At 44.4% G+C, this 23,255-nt stretch carries 19 protein-coding genes and 1 other annotated feature; of the genes, 13 read left to right on the top strand and 6 right to left on the bottom strand.

What is annotated here, in order from left to right; all coding sequences use genetic code 11:
* Positions 1-9 precede the first annotated feature (9 nt).
* From IGJ26_RS11900 to IGJ26_RS11870, 7 genes are all read left to right on the top strand, one after another.
* Positions 10-1,227 (top strand): dicarboxylate/amino acid:cation symporter, encoded by a 1,218-nt coding sequence (locus IGJ26_RS11900; protein ID WP_087665002.1) that lies wholly within the window; start codon positions 10-12, stop codon positions 1,225-1,227.
* A 48-nt stretch (positions 1,228-1,275) separates the two neighbouring features.
* A complete protein-coding gene (gene allD, locus IGJ26_RS11895; protein WP_086297667.1) occupies positions 1,276-2,337 on the top strand; it encodes an ureidoglycolate dehydrogenase in 1,062 nt (353 codons plus the stop codon).
* Between the two features lie 228 nt (positions 2,338-2,565).
* Positions 2,566-3,048: a single-stranded DNA-binding protein gene (ssb, locus tag IGJ26_RS11890; RefSeq protein WP_035006702.1), complete on the top strand. Its 483-nt coding sequence runs from the start codon at positions 2,566-2,568 to the stop codon at positions 3,046-3,048.
* A gap of 293 nt (positions 3,049-3,341) precedes the next feature.
* The gene (locus IGJ26_RS11885; RefSeq protein WP_008379192.1) at positions 3,342-4,052 is read left to right on the top strand and encodes a gamma-glutamyl-gamma-aminobutyrate hydrolase family protein; all 711 of its coding nucleotides are present in this window, start codon (positions 3,342-3,344) and stop codon (positions 4,050-4,052) included.
* Between the two features lie 28 nt (positions 4,053-4,080).
* A complete protein-coding gene (locus tag IGJ26_RS11880) occupies positions 4,081-5,724 on the top strand; it encodes a peptide ABC transporter substrate-binding protein (protein WP_087665001.1) in 1,644 nt (547 codons plus the stop codon).
* A 463-nt stretch (positions 5,725-6,187) separates the two neighbouring features.
* On the top strand, positions 6,188-7,942 hold the full coding sequence (locus IGJ26_RS11875) for an ABC transporter ATP-binding protein (protein WP_005234510.1): 1,755 nt from the start codon (positions 6,188-6,190) through the stop codon (positions 7,940-7,942).
* Entirely contained in the window at positions 7,926-9,674 is a 1,749-nt protein-coding gene (locus IGJ26_RS11870) for an ABC transporter ATP-binding protein (protein ID WP_087665000.1), read from the top strand. The genes IGJ26_RS11875 and IGJ26_RS11870 overlap by 17 nt, the downstream gene beginning before the upstream one ends.
* A 137-nt stretch (positions 9,675-9,811) precedes the next feature.
* On the opposite strand, the gene IGJ26_RS11865 is transcribed toward IGJ26_RS11870, so the two are convergent.
* Positions 9,812-10,723 carry a LysR family transcriptional regulator gene (locus tag IGJ26_RS11865; RefSeq protein WP_005234515.1) on the bottom strand — a complete coding sequence of 304 codons (912 nt, stop codon included), beginning with the start codon at positions 10,721-10,723 and terminating at the stop codon, positions 9,812-9,814.
* Between the two features lie 138 nt (positions 10,724-10,861).
* Positions 10,862-11,701, bottom strand: coding sequence for a MetQ/NlpA family ABC transporter substrate-binding protein (locus tag IGJ26_RS11860; protein WP_086297658.1), 840 nt, complete (start codon positions 11,699-11,701; stop codon positions 10,862-10,864).
* A gap of 49 nt (positions 11,702-11,750) precedes the next feature.
* Positions 11,751-11,982 (bottom strand) — a binding site (T-box leader).
* A 201-nt stretch (positions 11,983-12,183) separates the two neighbouring features.
* Here IGJ26_RS11860 and IGJ26_RS11855 point away from each other — a divergent pair.
* Positions 12,184-12,789, top strand: coding sequence for a short chain dehydrogenase (locus tag IGJ26_RS11855; protein WP_008379180.1), 606 nt, complete (start codon positions 12,184-12,186; stop codon positions 12,787-12,789).
* 82 nt (positions 12,790-12,871) lie between these two features.
* On the opposite strand, the gene IGJ26_RS11850 is transcribed toward IGJ26_RS11855, so the two are convergent.
* Both IGJ26_RS11850 and IGJ26_RS11845 read right to left on the bottom strand, forming a co-directional pair.
* Positions 12,872-13,456: an SOS response-associated peptidase gene (locus IGJ26_RS11850; RefSeq protein ID WP_005234526.1), complete on the bottom strand. Its 585-nt coding sequence runs from the start codon at positions 13,454-13,456 to the stop codon at positions 12,872-12,874.
* A 219-nt stretch (positions 13,457-13,675) separates the two neighbouring features.
* Positions 13,676-13,822 (bottom strand): hypothetical protein, encoded by a 147-nt coding sequence (locus IGJ26_RS11845; RefSeq protein ID WP_005234527.1) that lies wholly within the window; start codon positions 13,820-13,822, stop codon positions 13,676-13,678.
* A 721-nt stretch (positions 13,823-14,543) separates the two neighbouring features.
* Here IGJ26_RS11845 and IGJ26_RS11840 point away from each other — a divergent pair.
* Genes IGJ26_RS11840 through IGJ26_RS11830 form a run of 3 tightly spaced genes read left to right on the top strand, consistent with a single transcriptional unit; the run spans position 14,544 to position 18,721 of the window.
* Positions 14,544-15,401 (top strand): PRD domain-containing protein, encoded by an 858-nt coding sequence (locus tag IGJ26_RS11840; protein WP_008379178.1) that lies wholly within the window; start codon positions 14,544-14,546, stop codon positions 15,399-15,401.
* Complete coding sequence (locus IGJ26_RS11835) at positions 15,391-17,262, top strand: beta-glucoside-specific PTS transporter subunit IIABC (RefSeq protein WP_194199696.1); 1,872 nt, start codon at positions 15,391-15,393, stop codon at positions 17,260-17,262. Before IGJ26_RS11840 ends, IGJ26_RS11835 begins: the two co-directional genes overlap by 11 nt.
* Positions 17,263-17,290: 28 nt before the next feature.
* The gene (locus IGJ26_RS11830; protein WP_194199695.1) at positions 17,291-18,721 is read left to right on the top strand and encodes a family 1 glycosylhydrolase; all 1,431 of its coding nucleotides are present in this window, start codon (positions 17,291-17,293) and stop codon (positions 18,719-18,721) included.
* 117 nt (positions 18,722-18,838) lie between these two features.
* On the opposite strand, the gene IGJ26_RS11825 is transcribed toward IGJ26_RS11830, so the two are convergent.
* On the bottom strand, positions 18,839-20,443 hold the full coding sequence (locus tag IGJ26_RS11825) for an amidohydrolase (protein WP_086373199.1): 1,605 nt from the start codon (positions 20,441-20,443) through the stop codon (positions 18,839-18,841).
* Positions 20,444-21,523 carry an ABC transporter substrate-binding protein gene (locus IGJ26_RS11820; protein WP_061054440.1) on the bottom strand — a complete coding sequence of 360 codons (1,080 nt, stop codon included), beginning with the start codon at positions 21,521-21,523 and terminating at the stop codon, positions 20,444-20,446.
* 267 nt (positions 21,524-21,790) lie between these two features.
* Between IGJ26_RS11820 and IGJ26_RS11815 the strand changes: the two genes are divergently transcribed.
* Both IGJ26_RS11815 and IGJ26_RS11810 read left to right on the top strand, forming a co-directional pair.
* Positions 21,791-22,759 carry an NADP-dependent oxidoreductase gene (locus IGJ26_RS11815; RefSeq protein ID WP_139960037.1) on the top strand — a complete coding sequence of 323 codons (969 nt, stop codon included), beginning with the start codon at positions 21,791-21,793 and terminating at the stop codon, positions 22,757-22,759.
* A gap of 14 nt (positions 22,760-22,773) precedes the next feature.
* Positions 22,774-23,136, top strand: a complete 363-nt coding sequence (locus IGJ26_RS11810) for a TIGR02328 family protein (RefSeq protein ID WP_430599658.1) — start codon at positions 22,774-22,776, stop codon at positions 23,134-23,136.
* Positions 23,137-23,255 lie beyond the last annotated feature (119 nt).

The raw sequence follows: 23,255 nt of genomic DNA, 5'->3' as shown, positions 1-23,255 counted from the left end.
GGGATCAAAGTGAAAGCAAAAAAACTACCGATGGTGACGCAGATCGTTATTGCCGTTCTTCTAGGGATTCTTTGCGGTTTGTTCTTTGGGCAAGCCGCTTCATTCCTAAAAATCTTGGGCGATCTTTTCTTGCGTCTGATGCAAATGGCGATCCCGTTATTGATCGTTGGACAAATCATTCAAGCAGTTGGGGGCATTGCCCCGAAAGAACTCACACGTTTGGGTGGAAAAACGATCGCTGTCTTTGGGATTTCCTCCTTATTCGCAGCTGCATGGGGTGTGCTGATGGCGGTCTTCTTTGCTCCGGGCAAAGGGATCGACTTTTCACAAGCTGCCGGCGAACCTCTGCAAGCACAAGAAATTTCTATATCAGAGACTGTAATCAACTTTATTCCCACGAATATTTTCGATGCGTTGAGTAAAGGGTCAATTATTCAAATCATCGTTTTTGGGTTGTTCTTTGGTGTTGCTCTCAATCACTTTATGCAAAAGAAACCTGAGTCATCTCTTTATGGGCTGATCGTGGATCTGAATGAGGTCGTCATTGCCATCATTCGTTACGTGATGATCGTGGCACCAATCGGTATTTTTGCTTTGATCGCTTCAACGATCAGCTCCCTGGGCTTGCAGATCATTTTGCCATTAGGCAGCTATTTGCTCGTCTACGGTCTAGCCACCGTCACGTTCCTTGGGCTGTGGCTAGTCTTGTTGACCGTGTATTGTCGGATCAATCCGTTACGATTGATCAAAAATATGAAGAATATGTCGGTCATGGCATTGGCGACAACCTCCTCTGCCATCACGCTGCCGATCGCTATGGAAGAATCCCAGAACAAATTAGGACTCAGTAGCCGCATCACCAATTTGGTATTGCCATTGGGCATGTCTTTGAACAGCAATGGGTCAGCGATGCATATGGCGATTACCGTCATGACAATCGCCCAAATGTATCAAATCAACTTTGACGGGATCCAAATGGTGACGGTAGCTGTAACTGCGACTTTCGTTTCTTTAGCCAATGCAGTTGTTCCCGGAGCGGGGTTAGTTTCCTTGGCAATCATCGTTCCCCAGCTCGGTTTACCAATCGAAAGCATTGCGCTATTTGCTGGTGTCGAATGGTTTGTTGGCATGCTGCGGACAATTTTGAACGTGAACTCAGACGTCTATTCAGCGCTGCTGATCGCTAAGTCAGCCGATGAACTGGATTATCGCGTGTTTAATCAATAAGAGAAGCCGTTGCCAAGCGTGCTTCTCTTTTTCTAAGGAGGAGAAAAGATGGAAGAAATGAGCAGACGTTCTCTGCTGGAATTAGAAGCATTGATGAAAAAGAAACTATTGGCTGCTGGTTTGCCAGAAGCCGCTGCCAGTGAAACAGCGGCGCATTTGACCTTTGCGGATGCTTGCGGGATCCATTCTCATGGTGCCGTGCGGATGGACTACTATGCCGAGCGTTTAGTAAAAGGTGGCATCACGCTGGAACCAAACATGTCTTTTGAAAAAACAGGCGCCGCTACCGGAATTTTCCACGGAGATAACGGCATGGGGCATTATGTGTGCAATGAAGCGATGGCGATCGCCATTCATCTGGCAAAAGAAGCCGGGATCGCTGCAGTAGGAATCGAGCAGACCAGCCATAGCGGGACGATGGCGTATTACGTCAAACAGGCTGCTGAAGCCGACTTAGTAGCGATCGCCATGTGTCAATCGGATCCGATGGCGGTGCCTTTTGGTGGGACCGAAAACTATTTTGGCACCAATCCAATCGCGTTTGCTGCACCACGAGCCAATCATCCACCGGTGGTTTTTGATATGGCGACGACGGTTCAAGCGTGGGGCAAAATTTTGGATGCTCGCTCGAAGAAGCAGCAGATCCCCGATACTTGGGCAGTAGACGAGCATGGCTTGCCTACCACCGATCCCTATGCTGTCCAAGGATTATTGCCAATCGCTGGTGCTAAAGGATATGGCTTGATGATGATGGTGGATATTTTAGCTGGCTCGATGCTAGGCTTGGCTTTTGGTAAACAGGTCACCTCCATGTATGCGGACTTGACGGAAAAACGCCGCTTAGGACAATTCCTTCTTGTGATCGATCCATCTCGTTTTACCAACACCGAAACCTTCAAGCAAAGCATCGATCAGATGGTGACTGAGCTGCATGCAATCCCGCCAGTAGAAGGGCAATCACAAGTCTACTATCCTGGAGAGATCAGCCAAATACACTTTGAAAAAGCCCAGCAAGAAGGGGTCATGATCCCCAAAGCGATCATCGACTATCTCGAAAGCGAAACCCTCCATTTTGATCGCTATGGTAGTCAAGATTCCTTTGCTAAATAAAAATCCGCAAAAGGCAGTTGGTTCATAGGGGGATTGAACCAACTGTTTTTTTGCTGTGTGGAGCAAAGAGAAGTTTTCAGTCAGAAAATCGCACATTATTGGCAGGATCAGACGAATTCTTTGAGTTGGTTCATTTTGTTCAAAGCATTTCTTAAGCCATTCGACCTTTGATTGCTTGTTTTTTGGAATGTGGTAGAATAGGTCGCATAAGTTAAGATCACTCAAGAAATGAGAGAAAAGCGAGGATGCAACGTGGCAATGAATAAAGTGGTTCTTACTGGGAAAATCGCAGAGATGCCTAGTAAAGAAGCGTTTGATGCGGCGGACGATCAGGGCGTACGTTTTGATCTTGTCATTGTGTCTCAATGGCAAAACAGTGAAGAAGTGCACCATGAATGGTTTGCTTGCGTCATTCATGGAAAACAGGCAGAGACCTTTTTACGGTATACTCAAAAAGGGGCAAGTATCAAAATCAATGGACACTTGCAAGGCTGTCCTTATGAAACACCAGAAGGTCAGAGACTTTGTGCGGCAGAAGTGGTGGTGGATAGCTTCCAAATCTTAGAGTTGGCAGAAGAACCAGCGGCGCCTTTTCCTAAAAAGCGGCTATCGACACTTGATGAAACAACGCAAACAAAGTCGATCCGTAATGAAAAAGATCCCCTAAAAACACAGATGCTGGAGTTTTTAAAAGACAATCGATTATTTTAATGACGAAACATGCGGAAAGCAACGGCTTCTCGCATGTTTTTTTACGTAGAGAAAGTATTGGTAAAATTCAACTATATCTGACTAGCGGTGTTCTTTATTGCTTATCAAAGAGGGGGTTAAATAGAATGGTGATTGTAATAAATGATCGCGAAAGTGAAAATAGTGTTTCACAAAAAGTGCGGATTGGTTTAGAATAGTTGAAACATATCTTGAGAAAAAGAGCGGCGCTTGCCTTGTTCAACTGCTAGATACCGCTTTTTTCTGAAAAAATCGTTAATCAGGGAGGGAAGTCGATGGGCAAATCAATTATAGGGATCGCTGCGAATGAAGTGCAAGATGCTGGCGATGTGCTGCATCATTTGCCGATCGCCTACACACCATTAGGGTATGTGCGAGCGATCCAGCAAGCGGGCGGACTGCCATTGCTCGTGCCAATCAGTGAGCCAGCTGCAGCCAAGGACTATGTTTCACAGATCGATAAACTGGTATTAGCTGGTGGACAAGATGTTTCACCCAAGTTTTATGGGCAGGAGGCCCATCAGGCAACTGGAAGCGGTTTGTTGGCACGGGATGAGTTTGAACTAGCGCTGATCGATGAAGCGCTGCTGCAAAAGAAACCAATTTTTGCGGTTTGTCGGGGAATGCAGCTGGTCAACGTGGCATTCGGTGGCACGCTGCAGCAAGACATCAGTACCTTCAGTGAGATCATTCATATGCAGGCGCCGATTCCGAAAGAAGTGCCGACCCATGCCATCGTGACGGCTGAAAAAAGCATGTTGGCTCGTGTTTACGGTCAAAAAACAAAGGTTAATTCCTTTCATCATCAAGCGGTGGATCGATTGGCTCGTCCATTGCAAAAGACAGCTTGGAGTCCTGATGGCATCATTGAAGGCATTGAACACGTGGGTCAGCGCTTGTTGGCGGTTCAATGGCATCCTGATTTTGCCTATGATGCGCTTATACAAGAACAAGCGGTTTTCAAGTATGTCGTTGACGTATTGTAAGAAAGAGGATCACGCAAGGAGGAGAAAAATGAAAAAGAAAATGATGGGTATCACTGCTTTCACATTATTGGTTTTAAGTGCCTGCAGTACCACGAGCCCCACGACGGATTCTGGACAGCAAGAGGAGCAAGGAGCCGTTGCGCAAGAAATTCAAGTGTCAACCGCTGGCGCCTTATCAACCCTTGATAGCGGACAATACACGGATGTCAATAGTTCCGATATGATCGGACAAGTGGCAGAAGGGTTATACCGTCTGGATCAAGAGGGGGATCCTGAGCTTGCGATGGCCGCTGAAGAGCCTACGGTATCAGAAGACGGACTGGTTTATACCTTCACCATTCGTGATGCAAAATGGAGCAATGGCGATCCTGTTACTGCGGATGATTTTGTCTACGCCTTTCAATATGTTGCTAATCCAGAGAATGGTTCTAGTAGCAGTAATCAAATGGATGTGTTGAAAAATGGCAGTCAAGTGCGTCAAGGGGACGCTGAGGTGAGTGAGTTAGGTGCAAAAGCATTGGACCAGCAGACGTTAGAGCTGACATTGGCAAGTCCAATCTCGTATCTGGATCAAATTTTGGTCGGGACACCTTTTATGCCAAAAAACCAAGCGTTTGCTGAAGAAAAAGGTGCCGATTATGGGTTATCAGCGGAAAATTTTGTCGGCAATGGCCCATTCTTGATCGAAGGGTGGAACGGGACCAACGAATCATGGACGTTAACGAAAAATCCTGATTATTGGGATGCTGAGAATGTCCAATTGACCAAGATCGACGTGCAAGTAGTGAAGGAAACGGCGACTGGTGTCAGCCTTTTTGAAACAGGAGAACTGGACTACACCACCTTAACGGATACTTACGCGCAGCAATACCAAAACTCAGCTCAAGCCAACTATGTGCCAAAGGCGCTGGTGGGGTATTTAAGTGCCAACCAAAAACGAGAAGTCACAGGCAATGTCAAGGTACGTCAAGCAATTTTACAAGCCATCGACAAAGAGGCATTTGCCGAAAATATCTTAGGTGATGGGTCCACTGCATTGAACGGCTTTGTGCCAAGCAACTTTGCCAAAGATCCTGAAACAGACCAAGATTTTCGTGAAGAAAATGGCGATTTACTGCCGTACGATTTAACAGCCGCACAAGAGCTTTGGGCACAAGCCAAAGAAGAGTTGGGACAAGACGAAATCACTTTGGAACTGTTGTCAGCAGATACAGCAGCAGCCAAGAAAACCATCGAGTTTGTCCAAGGGCAGTTAGAAACCAATTTGCCGGGATTAACCATCGATGCCAAGTCGATTCCTTTACAAAACCGTTTGGACTTGCAATCCCAAGGTGAATTTGATCTCGTCTTTGGGACTTGGACACCAGATTACGCGGACCCGATCAACTTCTTAGAATTTTATGATTCAACAGGTGGCTTGAATACGTCTGGGTATGCTAGTGAAAGTTACGATCAAGGGTTAGCAGAAGCACGGACGACTTTAGCAAACGACCCAGCTGCCCGTTGGGACTTATTGAAAGAACTGGAAAAACAATTGATCGTTGAAGATACAGCCGTTTTGCCGTTATATCAAGGGGCGGTGGCGTATTTGAAAACAGATCGTTTGCAAGGGGTGCAAGTATTTCCTTTTGGACGAACAGTATCCTATCGCCTAGCATCTGTCACAGAATAAACAGGTAGTAAGAAAACAGAGGAACTTTTTTTCAACCAAGTGTGCTGATCAAACAGCGTTTGTTGAAGAGAAGGGCATCTGTTTTTTTATTTTAGCCAAAATCGTTGCAACTCTTGGGGTAAAACAGGAATTCGTTTTCAAAAAAAGGTTGTTAAAAAGGGCTGTTTTCACATCTGTGTTTTTAGAAAAGTCAATCTTTTTTAAAGAAAATTAATAAAAGTTGTTGCATTCTCAGAAACTTATCTGTAAAGTGTTAGGTGTAGTCAGCAAAATAAAAAGAGAAGGAGGGATTACGATGCAAAAAGTATTTGATAAAAAAACAACCAAATTGAATAAAGTGAATCCCTCATTCGGTAACCATTAGTGTACAGATAATGTCTATAATAACGACGTTTATGCTCTGTCCTTTTTCCGAAGGGACAGAGCTTTTTTGTGTACTTTTTTAGAATGTGAGGGATAAAACATGAAGTATGTATTAAAACAATTAACAACGTATTTTAAAGAACATAAGGTGCGCTATACCTTCGTATTCGTCTTTATGGTGATTGCTAGTGCGATGTATGTCGCACCAATCTATATCTTGCGCTTATTCATTGATGCGTTGATCCAAGATAATTTTGATTATTCGGTACTGGTCCAATACGTGACCCTCTTTGCCGGAGCTATCTTGTTAGGATATCTGGCCGAATTTGTTTGGACGTTTAATTTATTTATTGGTTCCTACGATTTGCAAAAACAATTACGGGAACAATTGATGAGCCACTTTCTTAAAATGGGGGCGCCGTTTTACCATCGTTTCCGAACAGGCGATTTAATGACTCGTTCCAGTGACGATGTCCAAGTGATGGGGATGACCGTTGGGTATGGACTGATGGTTTTCTTAAATACTAGTTTGTATCTAAGTTTTATCGTGGCGATGATGGCTGGGACGGTTTCTTGGCTATTGACCTTGATTGCCTTGATTCCAATGCCGCTTTTAGCCTATTACATTTTCAAATGGGGCTCGCAAGTCGATAAGGCGTTTACGGAAGCGCAGAATTCTGTTTCTGAGATGAACAGTGAAGTGTTGGAGATCATTGATGGCATTCGGGTCGTCCGAGCTTATGGACTAGAAGGAGCCACCACTGAACAGTTTCAAAAGAAAACACTGGAAACAAGAGCAAAAAACAATATCGTTTCTGAGATCGATTCCCGTTTCGGGCCGCTGATTACCATCATCTTAGCGATCAGTTTTGTGATGAGCTTTGGTGTCGGGGCGTTTCTTGTTGCCAACCAAACGATCACCATCGGTGCGATGGTCTCTTTCCAAGTGTACTTGACAATGGTCGTTTGGCCGATGATCTCAGCAGGAGATCTTGTGAATGTGATGCAACAAGGTGCCGCATCCTGGCGTCGGATCAATGAAGTGCTGCAGACGGGTGATGAATTAGAAACTCCTGGTGAAGCCGACCTGCAAGCCATCAATACGATCCGTTTTGAAGCATACCATTTCCAATACCCACAAGCAGCTCGTTATGTGTTAGAAGGACTGGATTTGACGATCACTCGTGGAGAAGTCTTAGGGATCGTTGGGAAGACCGGTAGCGGAAAAACGACGCTGCTAAGACAATTCGGTCACCGCTATCCATACTCTGATCAAGTACCCTTGATTAACGAGCAGCCGTTGACGACCTATCAAACAACAGCAGTGCGCAACCACTTTGCAGAAGTGCCGCAAGAACATACCTTGTTTTCACGAACAATTCGCGAGAACTTGCTATTCGGACAGCCAGATGCTTCAGAAGAAGTGTTGTGGGAAGCACTGGAAGCCGCTTGCTTTAGTGAAGACATCAAGCGGATGCCAGAAGGGCTCGAAACGGTCGTCGGTGAGAAAGGCGTTTCCCTGTCTGGTGGACAAAAACAACGCTTGTCCTTAGCACGGGCGTTTTTACGAAACAGTGAAGTCCTCTTACTGGATGATGCCCTTTCGGCAGTTGATGCCAAAACGGAACAAGCCATCATCACGAATTTGAAAACGATGAAGCAGGCACCGACCTCCATCATCGTGACCCATCGATTGTCCGCCATCACCGAAGCGGATCAAATCATCGTCTTAGAAGACGGACGGATCACACAGCGTGGTACCCATCAGGAGTTGATCGAAACGCCAGGCTGGTACCAAGAACAGTATTACCATCAACAGTTAAAGGAGGACGATACAAGTGTTCTCAACGATTAAGCGTTTGCTCACGTATTTGAGCTATTATAAAAAACAATTTACCGTGGGCGCAATCTTGCTGTTGTTGGCAGCAGCGCTCGAACTGACTTCACCACTGATTGCCAAACAGCTGATCGACCGAGTGATGACACCGGCGGTTGACAGCAGAAACCTAAACACGATACTTTTGATCCAATTACTCGCTGGGTATTTGCTGGTCAATTTGATTGGTTCTCTCTTTCGTTATATCAGCTTGCTGCAATTGCGAAAAATGTCCAACAGTATTGTCAAAAAAATGCGGGATCAGCTTTTTGACCATATGCACAAATTACCGGTTTCTTACTTTGACCAGATCCCAGCTGGTAAAGTCGTCGCACGGATTACGAATGACACCGAAGTTTTGCGGTCTAATTTCTACGTGATCGTGATCAGTAATTTGTTAAGCAACATTATCCAAATCATTGGTGCGTTTATTGCATTATTTCTTTTGAACCGCACCTTAGGAGCAGCGATGCTGATCCTGATCCCGATTTTAGGAATCTGGCAGCATTTTTACACAAAATATGCCTCTCGTTACAATTTAGCAATGCGGGAATACATCTCACAAATCAGTGGGCAGTTAAATGAATTTGTCCAAGGAATGGCGATCATCCAAGCCTTCCAACGAGAAAATCAGTTGCAGAAAGAATTTAATGAGACAGTAGAGAAATGGTTCAAAACCGGACGTAAATACCTCTTACTCGATTCAAGTATCGCTTGGGGATTAGGCAATTTGTTGCGAAATTCAACGATCTTGATTTTGATCACGACCTTGGCTGCCTTTTTCCTTGATGGCCGCTTGGCGATCTCAGCAGGCTTGCTGTATGCCTTTATTGATTACATCAACCGCCTGTATGATCCCATCGAAGGGCTTGTCCAAACCATCACCAATGTGCAGCAATCATTGGCAGCCGGACAGCGGGTCTTTGAGTTTGCTGATCAGCCGGTTGAAAAACAACAAAGTGAGCAGCTGACTGTCACGAATGGCGATGTTTCTTTCCAACAAGTGACCTTTGGCTACGATCCTGAGCAAGCAATCTTGCACGATATCAACTTTGACGTTGCAGCAGGAGAGACCATTGCTCTAGTCGGTCATACTGGTTCTGGAAAATCGAGTATTTTGAACCTGTTGTTCCGTTTTTATGATCCGCAGCACGGAAAAATCGTTGTGGATGGACAAGTGATCGCTGATTTTGATCGTCATAGTTTAAGAGATTCAATGGCGATCGTCATGCAAGATCCCTATCTATTTACTGGAACGATCGCCAGCAACATCGGAATGAACGATCCAACGATCACCGAAGCGATGATTATCGATGCCTTGAAACAAGTCGGCGCTGACTACCTTTTGAGCCGCTACGAAAAAGGCATCCATCATCCAGTCGTTGAAAAAGGCAATGAGTTTTCTAGTGGAGAACGCCAGCTGATCAGTTTTGCCCGTGCATTGGTGTTTGATCCGAAAATCTTGATTCTGGATGAAGCGACGAGCCATGTGGACACTGAAACAGAATCCATCATTCAAAAGGCGATGACCATCTTGCAAAAAGGACGGACGACCTTTATGATCGCTCACCGTTTGTCAACGATCAAACAAGCAGATCAAATCTTGGTCTTGGATCAAGGGAAGATCGTGGAACGGGGAACCCATTCGAGTCTTGTCCAAGGGCAAGGAATCTATCAGCAAATGTATCAAATGCAGGCAGAGCAGCTGTAATCAGCGGTGATTGCCGACAATGTTAACCGTAAAAGAAAATCCTTGAGCCTCCTGCATGGGAAGTGGCTCAAGGATTTTTTATATAATGCGAAGGAGCAGCCAATCATCTATGGGGAGTTGGAAGAGGAGGCCTTCGCTTATATATCACTAGGAAAAGCTGTAAGATGATGCCGTAATTTTGCTAAGAAACGCTCGCCGATCACTGATAACGGGCGATCGTTCTTTTTAATGAGGATGATCTCACCCTCGGACGCGTCGATCAAAGGAAGAAAAGCCAAGCCTTGGCGTTCTGGTTGGGCAACGATCCCCGAGCCGGTTCCATAAAGATCCGTCTGTTGTAATAGCTGGACCATCGTGCCTCGATCGCTGACATGCACCACTTGAGGGCTTTGAGCGAAGTCGATCAAATCTTCTGAGAAGAACGAATAGCGTTCATCTTCTTGCAAAAAGCGTACTTGTGGATAAGGGGCGAGATCTCTTAAGGAAAGCTGCCTTTTTTCTGTCAAGGGATGAGCTGCTCGCAAAAAGACATGGGGGCGAAACCGTCCCAACGCCTCGAAGGACAATTGGGCGCCTTGCAGTAGTCGTTCCAATCCTGCTTGGTTTTGCTCATTCAAATAAAGGATCCCAAATTCACTTCGATATTGTTGCACGTCCGTGATCACCTTTAAGGTCGTGGTTTCTAATAAGCGAAACTGGCGGCAGTCGGGAAATTCCTGCAGCAGCTCACTGAAAATTCCAGCCGTGAAATCATAGTGCTGGCTTGCGATAGCGAAGGTTTGACTCGCTGCTTGCTTGCTGGAAAAACGCGTTTGCAGCTGCGCCACTTGACTCAAGATCGGCTGGGCATGGTCTAGAAATTCCGAGCCTTCGGCAGTCAAGCGGGCGCCTTGATTCGTACGCTCGAAAAGCTGGACCTCCAATTCTGTTTCCAACTCTTTCACGGCTTGGGAAAGACTTGGCTGCGAAAGATACAGCCGTTTGGCTGCTTCACGAAAACTTCCATGGTCAGCGATCGCTTGCACGATGCGCATTTGTTGAATATTCAATTTTTGACCTCCTTTACAAAGATTCAGACGGGGAATGGTCCACTAATCAATAGTAGTCATGTCTTTTCCTTCTATAGTAATAGAAGCTTCTTTAAAAAATACGACGACAGTTGCTGCTTATTGCTACTTGTGAAGCGGTCATTGCAATTCTTCAGGAATAAACCAATAACCCGTTTGATTCTCTTCTGCCAGCAGTTCTTTAAAGGCTTCAGAATGATAAGCTGCCACCACTGCCTGTGCCCAGTCACTATCTTTGTTGGCTTTTTTTACCGTTGCCACCAGTTCATACTCTTGCAAAATGTCTTCACTTAATAAGCTTTCCTCTGCAGCGATTCCAGCACTGTAAACGATGCTGCCGGGAATCACCGCATAGTCTAAATCTGCTAAGCTGCGGGGGATTTGGGCAGAATCCATCTCAACGATATCCAAGTCATAAGGATTGTCAGTAATGGTTCTTAACGTCGCGTCAATGGGCGCCACTTCCGGGTCAAGTTCGATCCAGCCGGCTTTTTGCAGCAGCAACAGGGCCCGGGCACTATTTGACGGATCATTGGGGATCCCGATGGTATCGTTTGCTTCAATCGCTGTTAAACTGTCCTTTCTGCCAGGATACAAGCCGGCTGGAACGGTAGGAATCGGTGTGATACCCACTAAATCGGCATCCGTGTTTTCATTGAAGTTTTCTAAATAGGCGGTGTGCTGATCGACGTTTAAGTCGATCTCGCCATCGTTCAATGCAATGTCCGCTTCCAAGACCCCAGTAAAGCCAATATCCGTCACAGTATAGCCAGCTTCTTCTAAAATCGGTTTGATTCCTTTGAGAAACAGTTCGCTGTAAGGCCCTGGTGTCGTCCCCAATCTGATTTCTGTCTGCTGTTCCTCGGCATTTCCCGTTACTTCTTCTTGATTGCCACAACCGGCAAATAAAACTAAGGACAATAAACCAATGCCCACACCCAATCGAATCTTTCGTTTCATAACTTTTCCTCCTTTTTTATAAAAAAAGCCTTCCCAAAGAATAGTCTTTGGGAAGGACGATCATTTCGCGGTACCACCTTCGTTTGTTTTTTGCTGAAACAAAAAACCTCAGTCAGTTCATCAAATAAACTGCATTGCGCTATCGGGCTTTCTCCGTCGGGGATTGTTCGTCCACGAATGCTCAAAGGTCATTTTCGGATCGTCTTCCTTACTCGTTTCCACCAGTTCCGAGTTCTCTTGAAAGAAAGGGGGGATCGTACTCTTCTTCTCACTGCATGTGTATGAAATTAGTAGTATCTTAGAACAAGATGAGAAAGTTGTCAATTGCTTTCGTGATAGGTGATTCCAATCACTACGCAGGTAGTAGGGGAACAAATGGACAAGGGCAAGAATAGACCTAAAAAGCAGGAAAAGCAGATGAATGGTCGAAATCGCTTGGTTGGGTTAGAATCGAAACACAAAACAAAAAAAGAGGCGAGCAAATGAAATTACTTTTGATTGGACATACCGGCACACTTGGGCAGCTTTTAGTTGAAGGCTTTCAGCAGGTACCAGAGGTGGAGCTGATCACGGCTAGCCGTAGCAATGGCGATCATCAGGTCGAAATTGCGGATGCAGACAGTGTCAGCCAGCTATTTACAGCCACTGGGAAAGTGGATGCCATTGTTTCCGCTGCGGGAAGCACAGTGTTTAAACCCTTTGAGGAATTGACGCCAGCAGATATTCAACAGTCGGTGGCTTCGAAGCTGCAAGGACAAGTCAACCTTGCGTTGATTGGCCAGCATTTTCTCAATGAAGGTGGCAGTATCACGCTGACTTCTGGAATTATCAAAGACGAATTTATCCCAATGGGCACGCCTTCAGCACTGGTCAACGGCGGTTTAGAAGCCTTCGTGGCATCGGCAGCTTTTGAGATCGGTCAGGGGATACGAATCAATGCAGTCAGTCCCAATGCGCTTGTGGGCTCTTGGGAAACCTTCGCCGATTCTTTCAAAGGCTTTATTCCCGTTGGTGACGCACCCGTTTTTGCAGCGTATCAAAAAGCAGTCTTTGGAATCATGACTGGCAAGACCTTCACCGTTTATTAAGGAAAAGCAGAAGTAGAAAAAAACCGCCAAATCAAAGCTGACTTGGCGGTTTTTGTTCTGCTGAAAAAGAAGTAGCAAGCAGTTAAGAAGAGAGCAATTGGGTTTTCAGCTTGGGCATTTCTGCTTTGAGTTGTTGGCGAGCAAAAGCCAAGTCATTGATCCAAGAAGCAATCGCTTCTTTTTCTAAGAACAGAGGCATTCGATCGTGGACTGGTTCAACAGAATCGTTCGCGGCAGTCGTTAGAATGATTGATTCGGTTTCGATCTGATCCTCTTTTTGAAGGATGCGATAAAAACCAGCAGCATAAATCACGTGATCTTGCGAAAAGAGGAACTTTTCCTTTTCATGATTCCATTCATAGAAACCAGACATCGGAAAGACACAGCGATGCTCTTGGAAAGGCTGGCGAAAAGTCGGTTTCTCTTCAACGGTCTCAGAACGCGCATTGATCATCAAATGCCCTTTTTTAAAGCCGGTAAAGCCCCATCTTGTCACACCAGCTACAACTTGTTGTTGTTGATTTGCACCGATGGTTACGACGTGATTGGAGGGGAAAACATCATTGATAGCGACAGTCTGTTGGCGCTTGCGGGCTTTCGCCGCGGCTTCTTGATAATATTCTGACAATTCGCCAGTTGATGGATCAAATAAGTATCGGCCGCACATGGACAGGTCACTCCTTTTTTTGGATTGGCTGGTGCCTTTGTTTCAGTATAAAGACTCAAGGCGTCAAAACCAACTAACTTGCTTCACAGCGTGATTCGACAAGGAAAGGATAGGGACGGTTATGTAAAAAGTTAGTACCGCGAAAAGAGTTAAAAGAAATCAGATAACAAAAAAAGGCAGTCACCTACTGAGGTTGACAGCCTTTTTTATTCTAGTTGGTTAGCCAATTTTTTTAACTCTCCCGCCGATTTTATTTGCGAAACGTTCAGCATCTTCTCTGCAAGTATAGGTCAATGCAATTGTTTTGTCCCGTGTTCTTTTTCCTTCGGCGGTTAGATAACCATGAAAGATTTTAATCGCATACAATCGATAAACACCTCCTTATCCTTCGTAATAATAACAAATTTACCGCTTACATTCAAGAGATATAGTAAAAGTTTATTTTTTGTTAGTTATTTTATTAAGAAATTGTTCAAACGCTTAAGAAAAGATTGAGAGATAAAGGGAGGAGGTGTGGAATAGACCAATGCGCATTTGAAAGGAAAGACGAAGGAACCTAGATGTATAAAGTTACTGCTACTTGCTTTCCAGCATAGAAGGACAAAGAATGAAAGCTGTTTTGTTTTGAAATTTAAACAAATAGACCAATCGAGGAATAGCTAAGATAGGTGTCAAAAGTAGAGAAGAGAATCTATTTTTGTATTTGCGTGTTATTGAGACATTTTCCCCTCAAAAAATGGTTTGTAGAAAGAAACGATGATTCAAGCGCTGCATAAGCACGAAGATTGTTGTTTATTGTGCCGGCAAGTTGCTGGTTTGGGGATTAAAAAAAGCAAAAGTTGTTCTTAAAACACCAGTCTGACAAAAATAGCTTTTGTGAGAAGCTCAACGGTGGCTTAGCGATCGTGTGAAAAAATTTAAGGAAGCGATTGACAAGTTTTTTTTGAAGTGCTATGATACCGATGTAATTAGATAACGGTTACAGAAGTGCTGTGACCAAGAGGCGTGTTACTGTAAGAAGGCAAACCTCATATTCCACCAAGGGTGGAGTATGAGGTTTTTTAGTGTTTTTAAGGTGGAGGAAATCATGAAAATAAAGAAGTTTTTAAATAATAATGTTGTCTTACTAAAGAAAGGCAGCAATGAAATTATCGGATTTTCTACAGGCATCAGCTTCAATAAGAAGGTAGGAGATGATGTAGAAGAACAAGATTTTGAAAAGATTTTTGTATTGGATACTCACGCAATGTTGGAACATTTTAGCTATCAATTAGGAAAATGCGATCCGAAATACGTAGCGATCGTTGCTAAAATCGTGGCTTATGCCAAACAGAATTATCGCTTAGCAGTCAGCGACTATATTTATTTGACTTTGCTGGATCATATTGATTTCACTGTTCATAGGATCAAGCAGCAAATGACTTTTCATAGTCCTTTGCAATGGGATATTCGGCGATTTTATCCCGATGAATATGCCATTGGGGTGTATGCTGTCCAGCTTATGGAGCAAGAACTAGCGATCGATGTACCAACAGAAGAAGCGATCTCCATCGCATTGCATTTTGTAAATGTCCAATCACAAAAGAAGGATATGGCGGTTACCAATCAAATCGCGAAATTTATAGAAGACGTACTGACGATCGTAAAGTATGAGTACAAACAAAATTTTGATGAGAATAGTTTCCATTATTCTCGCTTTGTCACGCATCTGCACTATTTTGCACAAAATGTGATCAATCATACACTTCCCAGCTATGAAGCGTCGACGCTCTATGCACAAATTGAGAAGATGTATCCGCAAGCGTTTCACTGTGTGGAAAAAATCAAGGTTTATATCAAAAATACGTATGATATCAGCATCTCAGAAAATGAAGAAATTTATCTATCACTCCATATCCAGAAATTGACGGAACAAGGAGAAAGGGAGAAAAACAATGGACTATAAAAAACTAGCCAATGAAATTTATGAAAATGTCGGCGGTGGTAAAAATATCCAGCACGTGACCCACTGTGCAACAAGACTGCGTTTCACGCTGGCCGACGACAAAAAAGCTGACAGTGAAGCAATCAAACAGTTAAAAGGAGTGACTGGACTCGTTCAGGGAAATGGTCAATACCAAGTGATTATTGGGCCAGATGTATCGAGTGTATACGCTCAACTACCGACGACAGAAACGACGGCTGATCAAAGCAGTAGCGATCAATCGATCATCTCACGACTCCTTGACTTTATCGCAGGCTGTTTTACACCGATGATTGCAATCATAGCAGCTGGAGGAATGCTGCAAGTGGTCCTTTCACTATTGGAGTTATCAGGAATTTTAGCTGCAACTGACGATACGTATCTCGTATTGTATCAAGTATCGCAAGCAGCCTTCTTTTTCATTCCCGTTTATTTAGGAAATTCTGTGGCCAAACGATTGAAAATTGATCCTTTCTTAGGAAGCTACGTCGGAGCGATTTTTGTGATGCCAGGATTGACGGCCCTTCTTAGCCAAGAAGGAGGAATCACATTATTTGGATTGCTCGTACCGAATGTGAGCTACAATGCCTCCGTTTTGCCAGTTTTATTAAGTGTCTGGGTTATGTCTTATGTCTATCGGTTCGCCGATCGGATTTTACCGAACAGTGTCAAATTTATTCTACGTCCATTGATCGCCATCATCGTGATCACACCGCTGGCTCTATTGCTAATCGGACCATTAGGTGTGACGATCGGCAACTATGTGTCACAGTTTTTGAACTACTTAACAAACAATTTTGGTCCGTTAGCCGTCTTGTTTATGGGTGCCTTTGCTCAATTGCTAGTAATGACGGGCATGCACACGACGCTGACCCCTATTTTATTAACTTCTTTGGCAACGTACGGGTATGATGATTTGATCGTCCCTGGTATGCTGCTTGGATTGGCTGCCGAAGCAGCGATTTGTTTAGCGGCTGGAATCAAAGCTAAGGATACGGAATTTAAACAAGTGAGTTTTTCATCGGCAATTACTGCCTTGATGGGTGTGTCTGAACCTGCTTTGTACGGAGTAACCTTACGTCTGAAAAAACCGATTGTCGGAATGATCCTTGGGGGTGCTGCTGGGGGACTTTATTTTGGTTTGATGAAAATCAATACGCCAGTAGTCATTGCTTCATTTGTGGCGCTTCCATCATACAGCAGTGTGTTTCATGCGCTGATCGGCTCGTTGATTACTTTTGCGATTGCCTTTGCTTACACCTGGGTCATGGTCAAAGATGCAGATTTTCCTAATAATAATCAGCCGCAAGCAGTCAAATCTGGAGCGCAAGATGTGACAGCCAAAGCAACTGATGTTTCTTCTGAAACGAAGAAAGAACAATCAGCGATTGAAAAAATTGTATTATCACCTTTAAAAGGAACTGCCGTTCCATTGACAGAAACCAATGATCAGGCGTTTGCTTCATTGGCATTAGGCAAAGGAATTGCTGTTAAGCCACAAGATCAACAGGTGATTGCCCCATTTACGGGACAGGTTTCTGCCGTTTTTCCAGGAAATCATGCGATTGGACTTACCAGTACCGAGGGGATTGAACTTCTGATCCACATCGGTATTGATACGGTGAATATGCAAGGAAGTGCCTTTGAACGACTAGTCAATGAAGGTGATCAAATCACTATGGGAGAAACATTATTGCACTTTGATGCAGAAAAAATCGCTCAGGCAGGGTATGAAGATACCGTTATGATCACTGTTACCAATACGGCAGACTTCTTAGATGTTGTGGCACTTGCCCAAAATCAAGAAATTAAAGCTGGCGATCAGTTATTAGCCATTTTTTAACCATTAGAAAGAAGAAAGGATGACAGCAATGAGTTTCCCAAAACATTTTTTATGGGGCGGCGCTTCGGCGGCAAACCAATATGAAGGCGGCTATAATGAGGGCGGAAAAGGGCTCGCTTGTGCTGACTTGATCAGCGGTGGCAGCCATACGACTTCTCGGAAAATCACAGCAAAAATTGAAGAAGAGTTGTTGTATCCAAGCCACGAAGCAACTGATTTTTATCATCATTATCAAGAAGATATTGCATTGTTTGCAGAAGCTGGATTTAAAGCTTTCCGCATGTCTATCAACTGGACCCGGATTTTTCCCAAGGGCAACGACACTGAACCGAATGAAGAAGGCCTGGCCTTTTATGATCGTGTGTTTGACGAGTGTCGGAAGTACGGGATTGAACCAATTGTAACCATTGCTCATTTTGATGTTCCCGCATATTTGAGCCAAGAATACAATGGTTGGGCGAGTCGTGAAGTGATCGACTTTTATGCGAGATATGCGGCGGTGTTGTTTGAACGCTATCACGAAAAAGTAAACTATTGGATCACTTTTAATGAAATCAACACGGCCACCTTAAGTATCGGAAACTTTTTATCACTGGGACTGCAAGTTGGTGAATCTGAATTTATCAATCAGCCGGATAATCTACAGCAACGCTACCAAGCCCTGCATCATCAATTTGTTGCCAGTGCAAAGGTTGTCGCTTACGGACATAAACACTATCCAGATTTGAAAATCGGCTGTATGATTTCTTATATGCCACGCTATCCTTATACTAGCCATCCAAATGATGTATTACTAGCCAAACAAGAAGAAAATATGCATTCGAAATTTTGTGGCGATGTGCAGGTCAAAGGGAAATATCCTTATTATGCAAAGAAATATTTTGCTGATCATGGCTTTGCAATCGAGTTTGCACCAGAAGATCAAGCGATCCTAGCTAAGGGAACAGTGGATTACTACACGTTTAGTTACTATCTAACACTTTGTGTCTCTGCAGATGAGAAAGTTACCAAAAATGGACACAGTATGATTGGCGGCTCTGGCGTAAATAATCCTTATCTAGAGCAGACGGAATGGAATGCGATGATTGATCCAGTAGGATTGAGAATTGCGTTGAATGATATTTATGATCGCTACCAGCTGCCATTGATGATCGTGGAAAATGGGATCGGGGTTTCAGAAACTGTTGCTGAAGATGGACAGATTCATGATGATTACCGTATCGATTATTTAGAAAAGCATATTGCTGAAATGGAGAAAGCCATCGATGATGGTGTCGAGTTGATTGGTTACACGATTTGGAGTGCCGTTGATATTGTCAGTGCTTCTACAGGAGAAATGAAAAAAAGGTATGGCATCATTTTTGTGGATAAATATGACGACGGGACAGGGACTTTAGATAGAAAGAAAAAAGACAGTTTCTATTGGTATCAAAAAGTGATTGAACGAAACGGCTTATGATTAAATACTCCAGTACTTGCGGTGTACAAGTGCTGGAGTTTTTTTGCGTATCAATTTCAGCGCGTACAAAACAAAAACCACGCGTAAAACACGCGTGGTCCATATCAGGGGTTCATGTTAGTTGCCCCGATAAACAAATCGTCCATCAAATACGGTGGCTTCAACGGTCGTTTGAAGCAATTCTTCGGCAGTTAAAGGCAAGATGTTTTGTGACAAAATACAAAGATCGGCTAAACAGCCAACTTCTAATTGACCGATATCTTGCCGACTCAAGGCTTTGGCGGCGCCTGCGGTGTGGGCATAGAGGGCATCGGCGATGGTGATTTTTTCCTGTGGCATCAATCCGCCTGCTGGCTGGCCATTTTTTTCTTTCCGAGCAACCGCATAATACAGCGAGTCTAAAGGGGGCACGTCGATCACGACCGGCGTATCAGTCCCAAAAGCCAAGGTGGCACCTTGCTCTAGAAAGGATTGAAAAGGAAACATTTGACTGGCACGCTGAGGTCCTACTTCTTCATCGAGGGTCTCATAACCGACTAATAAATGGCTAGGCTGTACGGAGAGTACCAGTTGTTCTTGGCGAACTAGTGGCAAATCGGCGGCATCCATCACTTCCAAGTGTTCCAAGGTATTGGCTTTTCCTTTAGAAAGCGGGTGAGCAGCAGCACTTTCTTGATAAAAGAGGAGTGCTTGTCGAATCGCTTCATCACCGATGGTATGGATGCGCATCGGCCAGTCTTGCTGGTTAGCTTGTAATATAAAGCGGCGCATCCGTTGAACATCGATCAACGGCATCCCGACATCACCAGCAAAATACGGTGTTTCATATTCCGCTTTTAAAAAAGCGGTGTGAGTACTCGTCACGCCGTCAAAAAATTGTTTGACGCCGCCCATTTGTACTTTTTCGGAGCGATACGTACGGTAAGTTTCTTTTAGTTGTGTGATGTCTTCTCGCATGGCTGGATAAAAGACAGCGCGCAAGGTCGCTTCTGCTTCCGTTTGTCGATAAAGATTGGGGTAGACCAAATCGTCCCAGCTTTCTCCTGTCAAGGCAACATCGCCGATCGTCGTGATGCCGTATTGATTGAGCTGTTTCATATAGGTCAGAAAAGCAGCAGGGCTTTGAGCTTGGAATGACTGTAAGACCTTTGCTAAATAATGAATGGCGATCGCTTCTAAAAAGCAGCCGCTTAATTGTCCGCTGTTTTCGTCAAGCAATGCCTCCCCGCTGATCCCCGTTGGCAAGTTCTCAGGTGTGATCCCTAAAGCAGCGATCCCTTGGCTATTCAACCAAATGCTGTGGGCATCACCGGAAATCAGCATGACAGGCGTGTCGGCACAATAGTTGTCGATCGAATCTTTCGTTGGGTAGACTTGCTGACCGAAATCACTGCTGAACCAGCCGATGCCGATTTTCCATCCATGGGTGATGGGCAGCGCGGGCACTTGCTGGGCAACGGCTTCTTCTGTCACTCCCGTAAGATGGGTCAGTGCCCCTTGATGGAGTAATGCGGAAAGATAAAAATGAACATGAGCATCAATAAAGCCCGGGATGATCATTTGTTCTTTGAGATCAATGACCTGGGTGTCTTCAGCAAGTGTTGGCAGCGCTGAAAGAGGACCCACAGCCGTGATTTTCTGGTCTTCTATCAGGAGAAAGCCCGCAAAAGTCGTTTTCGTTTTGGTATCAAAGATGTGTTCAGATTTTAGTAATAGTGACAATTATAATCCCAACTTCCATTCAAGGAAAAGGTCGTTGTAAAGCTCAACCGCTTCTTTTCCTAAGTATTCATAATGTTCCATTTGTTCCATCGCACTTGGCTCAGGGTAGAAAGCTTTGTCAGCAGTCAGTTCAGCCGGCAGCATGGCTTTGGCCGTTTCACTCGGCGTGGCATAGCCTACGTATTCGGCATTTTGTGCGGCATTTTCTGGGCGGAGCATAAAATTGATGAAGGCGTAGGCTCCTTCAAGATTACCAACGGTTTTCGGGATCGCAAAATTGTCTGTCCAAATCGCACCGCCGTCATTGGGAACGATATAGGTGACGGCAGGATTTTCCGCCATCACATAAGCGGCATCGCCCGAATACCCGATTCCTAAAGGGGCATCGTTGTTGATCATCAAGGTTTTGATCTCGTCGGTCAAAACTGCTTTGACATTGGGACGGATACTTTCCAGCTTCTTCAAGGCTTTGGCGACTTTGGTCGGGTCTTTTTCATTTTGGGAAAGACCGAGCGTCTGTAACGCGATTCCTAAGGTTTCGCGAGCACCATCCACCATCAATACATCATTTTTAAATGCAGGGTTCCATAAATCCCCCCAGCCATGGATCGAAGAAACATCGACTTCTTCAGTATTTGCCATGATCCCGATCGTGCCCCAAAAATAGGGGATCGAATAGGTATTGTTTGGATCAAAGGCTTGATCCATCAAAAAAGGCGACAGATCTTCCGTTCCCGTCAATTTCTGATGATCTAAAGGCACTAACAGTCCTTCTTCGATCATTTTCGGAATTATCGATTCGCTAGGGAAAACCAAATCATAGCGTGAGCCGCCTTGTTTGATTTTTGTTTCCATCGCTTCGTTGGAGTCAAATGTATTATAAATCACTGAGTAACCAGTCTCAGTTTCGAATGTTTTGATCAATTCGGGGTCAATATATTCGCCCCAATTGTAAATAATCACTGTATTTTTGTCGGACGACGTTGCTGCCCCCGATTCTTTCGTTAACACCGAAGCACCGAAAAACAGCAATGCGGTGATGCCGATCACACCGCCAAAAAATACCCACAACCTTTTCAATTCATCAATTCCTTCTTTCTTTACAATTTCGTATTTCTTGAGTAGCGTAATTGATTTTTAAAGAAAAGGCAATAAAAAAATGAAGAAAAAATAAACCCGTTTCTTTCAAGGCTTAGCAGGAGGAATGGCCAGGTGGCTGCGGCAGTTTCCAAACATATCATTTGTCAAATTTCTTCCTTTTGCCTAAGCTAGGGAAGTGAGAAATCAAGGGATGGAAAAACAGGAACCTCTCTTTGATGAAGAATGAATGTAAGGAGTGAAGCATCAATGGAAACACGTGCTGTCGTTATTGAAGCCTATGGTGGAAAAGACCAATTAAAAGAAGCAACGGTCCAATTACCAGAATTAAAAGCAAATCAATTATTAGTCAAAGTTGCCGCAACATCCATCAACCCAATCGATTGGAAATTAAGAGAAGGCTATTTGAAACAAATGTTTCCATGGGACTTCCCAATTATTTTAGGCTGGGATGTCGCAGGGGATATCGTAGAAATAGGCGCTGACGTGACAGAATTCAAAGTTGGTGATGCAATCTATGCCCGCCCTGAAACGACTCGTTTTGGGACGTATGCTGATTACGCCATCGTGGATGCTGAGTTAGCAGCGATTAAACCAGAAAACCAAAACTACGCAGAAGCAGCTGCAGTGCCACTAGCTGGTTTGACTGCTTACCAAGCGTTGTTTGAACACGGTCGTTTAAAAGTAGGGGAAAAAGTCTTGATCCATGCCGGAGCAGGCGGAGTTGGTACCTATGCGGTCCAACTAGCAAAAGCAGCTGGCGCTTACGTCATCACGACGGCTAGTCCTCGTAACCATGAGTTATTAAAAAAACTTGGTGCCGATGAGATCATCGATTACCACACGACAGATTTTGAAGAAGTCTTGCAAGACATCGATTTGGTCTTTGATACGATGGGGGGCGACACCCAGAAGAAAAGTTTCACTGTCTTAAAACCTAAGGGCCGTCTGATCTCGATTTTGAGTATTGAAGACGAAGACTTGGCAAAAGAAAAAGACATCTTCGCCAAAGCAGTTTGGTTACGAACCAACGGCAAACAATTGGCAGAATTGACAGAGCTGATCGAAGCAGAAAAAGTCACCAGTGTCATCGGTGCAACCTTCCCATTGACAGCACAAGGAATTTACGATGCCCACGCATTGAGTGAGACACACCATGCAGTAGGTAAGATCGTTATTGAAAATCAAGACAATTTCATCAGCCAAGACGCAGAATAAAGGAGGCTGAACCGATGCGCTTATGGCATGAAGCACTGATACCTGCTTTGCCCCGGCAGCAGCTGTTAGGCCAGCATCGTGAAGCAGCAGCCTTACGAGGGTTAGGCTGGGGCAAGAAGCACGCAACGGTCGATTACGTTTTTACTCATCCACCCTATAAATTGTTTCAATACCATCAGTTAGTGCTGTATGAAATGACCTGTCGAGGCTATCGGCCAGCACCTGAATGGTACGATCCAGCGTATCGTGGCAAAAATCTGCCGCTGGAACCCTCCGTTCAAGCCGTTCCTTTGACTACGCCGATCTATCCAGAACATGATGAAGCATACTTGGAAGAATGCTTAGTGAATCTCCATAGTAAAGGGATCTATCTTTAAAGACCAAACACTTTCCTGAATTTTTGTTCGGGAAAGTGTTTTTTTCGCTTTAAAATCGGCGACTTACAAAAAGTAAGCATATTGTTCGCAACTTTTTTTGTTCCTTGTTATAGTGAGAA

The organism is Enterococcus sp. AZ095a, from assembly GCF_050546735.1.
Taxonomy (GTDB): Bacteria; Bacillota; Bacilli; order Lactobacillales; family Enterococcaceae; genus Enterococcus_D; species Enterococcus_D entomosocium.
This window is presented reverse-complemented; position numbering and strand designations above follow the sequence as displayed.

Coding starts and splice junctions, on each gene's coding strand:
- IGJ26_RS11885 (WP_008379192.1), top strand. CDS start 3,342: ATGGGCAAATCAATTATAGGGATCGCTGCGAATGAAGTGCAAGATGCT.
- IGJ26_RS11810 (WP_430599658.1), top strand. CDS start 22,774: ATGCGCTTATGGCATGAAGCACTGATACCTGCTTTGCCCCGGCAGCAG.
- IGJ26_RS11840 (WP_008379178.1), top strand. CDS start 14,544: ATGAAAATAAAGAAGTTTTTAAATAATAATGTTGTCTTACTAAAGAAA.
- IGJ26_RS11835 (WP_194199696.1), top strand. CDS start 15,391: ATGGACTATAAAAAACTAGCCAATGAAATTTATGAAAATGTCGGCGGT.
- IGJ26_RS11830 (WP_194199695.1), top strand. CDS start 17,291: ATGAGTTTCCCAAAACATTTTTTATGGGGCGGCGCTTCGGCGGCAAAC.
- IGJ26_RS11850 (WP_005234526.1), bottom strand. CDS start 13,456: ATGTGCGGCCGATACTTATTTGATCCATCAACTGGCGAATTGTCAGAA.
- ssb (WP_035006702.1), top strand. CDS start 2,566: ATGAGAGAAAAGCGAGGATGCAACGTGGCAATGAATAAAGTGGTTCTT.
- allD (WP_086297667.1), top strand. CDS start 1,276: ATGGAAGAAATGAGCAGACGTTCTCTGCTGGAATTAGAAGCATTGATG.
- IGJ26_RS11860 (WP_086297658.1), bottom strand. CDS start 11,701: ATGAAACGAAAGATTCGATTGGGTGTGGGCATTGGTTTATTGTCCTTA.
- IGJ26_RS11815 (WP_139960037.1), top strand. CDS start 21,791: ATGGAAACACGTGCTGTCGTTATTGAAGCCTATGGTGGAAAAGACCAA.
- IGJ26_RS11855 (WP_008379180.1), top strand. CDS start 12,184: ATGAAATTACTTTTGATTGGACATACCGGCACACTTGGGCAGCTTTTA.
- IGJ26_RS11875 (WP_005234510.1), top strand. CDS start 6,188: ATGAAGTATGTATTAAAACAATTAACAACGTATTTTAAAGAACATAAG.
- IGJ26_RS11880 (WP_087665001.1), top strand. CDS start 4,081: ATGAAAAAGAAAATGATGGGTATCACTGCTTTCACATTATTGGTTTTA.